Here is a 3053-nt window from a genome sequence, read left to right on the forward strand (position 1 = left end):
CCGCTCCACTGCTGCAGGCGCGTGTCCTGCAGCGGCTGGTCGGCCACCAGCAGGCGGCAGCGGCGGTCGATGTCCAACAACAGCTCGAAGGCGGTCAGCGACGCACCCTGGGGGCGTGTGGTCAAGCGCCCAGCACCTCTTTGAGCTTGGCGATCAGCGCGTCCTCTTCCACCGGCTTGGTCAGGAAATCGCGAGCGCCCTGGCGCGTGGCCCAGATGCGGTCGGTTTCCTGGTCCTTGGTGGTGACCACGATCACCGGGATGGCGCTGGTTTCAGGGTCCTTGCTGAGCTGGCGGGTGGCCTGGAAGCCGTTCATGCCGGGCATGACGATGTCCATCAGCACCGCATCCGGCTTGTCCTGGCGGGCCAGGGCCACGCCATCGGCACCGTTGCTGGCCTTGAGCACCTGGTAGCCATGCTTCTCGAGCCATTCGGTCAATCTGTACATCTCTGTCGGCGAGTCGTCGACAATCAGCACTCGGGCCATACGGTTTCCCCATCAGGAAAATGAAGACCGCGCCAGGGCGGGCGCGGTCAGGGTGCGTGTTGTGCCTGCACGGCGAATTCGGGCACGTGGGCACGGATCGCGTCGAGCAGTTCTTCCTTGCTGAACGGTTTGGTGAGGAACTGATCGGAGCCGACCACCCGGCCGCGGGCCTTGTCGAACAGGCCGTCACGCGACGACAGCAGGATCACCGGGATATCCTTGAACGCACTGTTGTGCTTGATCACCGCACAGGTCTGGTAACCGTCCAGGCGCGGCATCAGTACATCGACGAAGATGATCCGCGGCTTGTGATCGACGATCTTGGCCAGGGCATCGAAACCGTCGCTGGCGGTGATCACCTCGCAACCCACCTCGCCCAGCAGCATCTGGGCGGTGCGGCGGATGGTGCGGGAATCGTCGATCACCATCACCTTCAGGGGCTGTTCCATGAAATGCGTCACCCATCGCCAAGCCAGGAATGAAACCTCGAGGGCTGCCATGCAGCGCTCTGACTGGCATTTTTAACACAGTCCGGGTAGGCATTCCATCTGCCTCCCCCCTTGACCGGCCGCGTTCCCGGCGCCACCCTGAGCCACTTTTCTTTCGTGCCATCGCGGCCACCTGCCGCCAAGAGGAATTACCCCATGAGCGTTCGTCTCGGGATTGTCATGGACCCCATCGCGTCCATTTCCTATAAGAAGGACAGCTCGCTGGCCATGCTGCTGGCGGCGCAGGAGCGTGGCTGGAGCCTGTTCTACATGGAGCAGCGCGACCTCTACCTGGGTGCCGGCCAGGCCCGTGCGCAGATGCGACCGCTGAAAGTGTTCGCCGATCCAGCCCGCTGGTTCGAGCTGGGCGATGAGCAGGACAGCGCGCTGAACGAGCTGGACGTGATCCTGATGCGCAAGGATCCCCCCTTCGACATGGAGTTCGTCTACAGCACCTACCTGCTGGAGCAGGCCGAGCGCGAAGGCGTGCTGATCGTCAACAAACCGCAGAGCCTGCGTGACTGCAACGAAAAGCTGTTCGCCACGCAATTCCCGCAATGCATGGCGCCAACCCTGGTCAGCCGCCGCGCCGACATCCTGCGCGCCTTCGCCGCTACCCATGGCGATGTGATCCTCAAGCCGCTCGACGGCATGGGCGGCGCATCGGTGTTCCGTCACCGCCAGGGCGACCCGAACCTCTCGGTGATCCTCGAAACCCTGACCCAGCATGGCCACCAGCAGATCATGGCGCAGGCCTACCTGCCGCAGATCGTCGATGGCGACAAGCGCATCCTGATGATCGACGGCGAGCCGGTGCCCTACTGCCTGGCACGCATCCCGGCCAGCGGCGAGACCCGTGGCAACCTGGCCGCCGGCGGCCGTGGCGAAGCCCGTCCGCTGACCGAGCGCGACCGCTGGATCGCCGCCCAGGTCGGCCCGACCCTGCGCGAAAAGGGCCTGCTGTTCGTCGGCCTGGACGTGATTGGCGACTCGCTGACCGAGATCAACGTCACCAGCCCGACCTGCATCCGCGAGATCGATGCTGCCTACAACACCCATATCGGCGGCCAGCTGATGGACGCCATTGATCGCAAGCTCAAGGCGCGCTGACCACCGACGCGGAGCAAAACCCTGGAGTGGGGTATGATGCCGGTCCATTTCACTCGACCTGCTGCCCCACTGCGGTTGCTGGATACCCGATGACGCTGCCTGCCGACATCCCATCCGACCTGCTGCCACCGCGCGTTCGCCCGGTGGACCGGCTCGGTTTCACGCTGTTTCTTGCCGCCCTGGTGCACCTTGCGCTGATCCTCGGGGTGGGCTTCAGCGTGGTCAAGCCCGCCGAAATCCGCCAGACCATGGACATCACCCTGGCCACCTTCAAGAGCGAGAAAGCGCCGGAGAAAGCCGACTACCAGGCCCAGGACAACCAGCAGGGCAGTGGCACCCTGGACAAGAAAGCCGTGCCCACCACCACCGAGGTGGCGCCGTTCCAGGACAGCAAGGTCAACAAGATCACCCCGCCTCCGGCAGCCCGGCCGGAAACGCCGGCGTCGCCGACAAAATCCGTGGTGACGACCAAGGCAGCGAAACCGCAGAAAGCCGAAACCGCGCCAAAGGAAAGCAAGCCTCAACCCAAGCCCCCCGCGCCGGTGCCGGACTTCGACAGCTCGCAGCTGTCGAGCCAGATCGCCAGCCTCGAGGCCGAGCTGTCCAACGAACAGCAGTTGTATGCCAAGCGCCCCCGCATCCATCGTCTCAACGCGGCCTCGACCATGCGCGACAAGGGGGCCTGGTACAAAGAGGAATGGCGCAAGAAAGTCGAGCGGATCGGCAACCTCAATTACCCGGAAGAAGCCCGACGCCAGCAGATGTACGGCAGCCTGCGGATGATGGTGTCGATCAACCGCGACGGTTCGTTGTATGAAGTGCTGGTGCTCGAATCCTCCGGGCAGCCGGTGCTGGACCAGGCCGCCCAGCGCATCGTTCGCCTTGCGGCACCGTTCGCGCCGTTCACCGGGGACCTGGCGGAGTTCGACCGCCTGGAGATCATCCGCACCTGGCGCTTCGCGCGTGGG

General features: G+C 64.5%; 4 protein-coding genes and 1 pseudogene. 2 read left to right on the plus strand and 3 right to left on the minus strand.

What is annotated here, in order from left to right; translation table 11 throughout:
* From VA602_RS15805 to VA602_RS15815, 3 genes and pseudogenes are all read right to left on the minus strand, one after another.
* Positions 1-125, minus strand: a pseudogene (locus VA602_RS15805) (chemotaxis protein CheW); the annotation flags it as partial.
* A complete protein-coding gene (gene pilH, locus VA602_RS15810; RefSeq protein WP_012274551.1) occupies positions 122-487 on the minus strand; it encodes a twitching motility response regulator PilH in 366 nt (121 codons plus the stop codon). The pseudogene VA602_RS15805 and the gene pilH, both read right to left, overlap by 4 nt.
* Before the next feature lie 47 nt (positions 488-534).
* Positions 535-936: a response regulator gene (locus tag VA602_RS15815; RefSeq protein ID WP_054894851.1), complete on the minus strand. Its 402-nt coding sequence runs from the start codon at positions 934-936 to the stop codon at positions 535-537.
* A gap of 195 nt (positions 937-1131) precedes the next feature.
* Between VA602_RS15815 and gshB the strand changes: the two genes are divergently transcribed.
* Positions 1132-2085, plus strand: a complete 954-nt coding sequence (gene gshB / locus VA602_RS15820; protein ID WP_054894838.1) for a glutathione synthase — start codon at positions 1132-1134, stop codon at positions 2083-2085.
* A gap of 89 nt (positions 2086-2174) precedes the next feature.
* On the plus strand, positions 2175-3053 hold an 879-nt coding region (locus VA602_RS15825), incomplete at its 3' end, for an energy transducer TonB (protein ID WP_323453675.1).

The organism is Pseudomonas machongensis, assembly GCF_034961125.1.
GTDB lineage: Bacteria > Pseudomonadota > Gammaproteobacteria > Pseudomonadales > Pseudomonadaceae > Aquipseudomonas > Aquipseudomonas machongensis.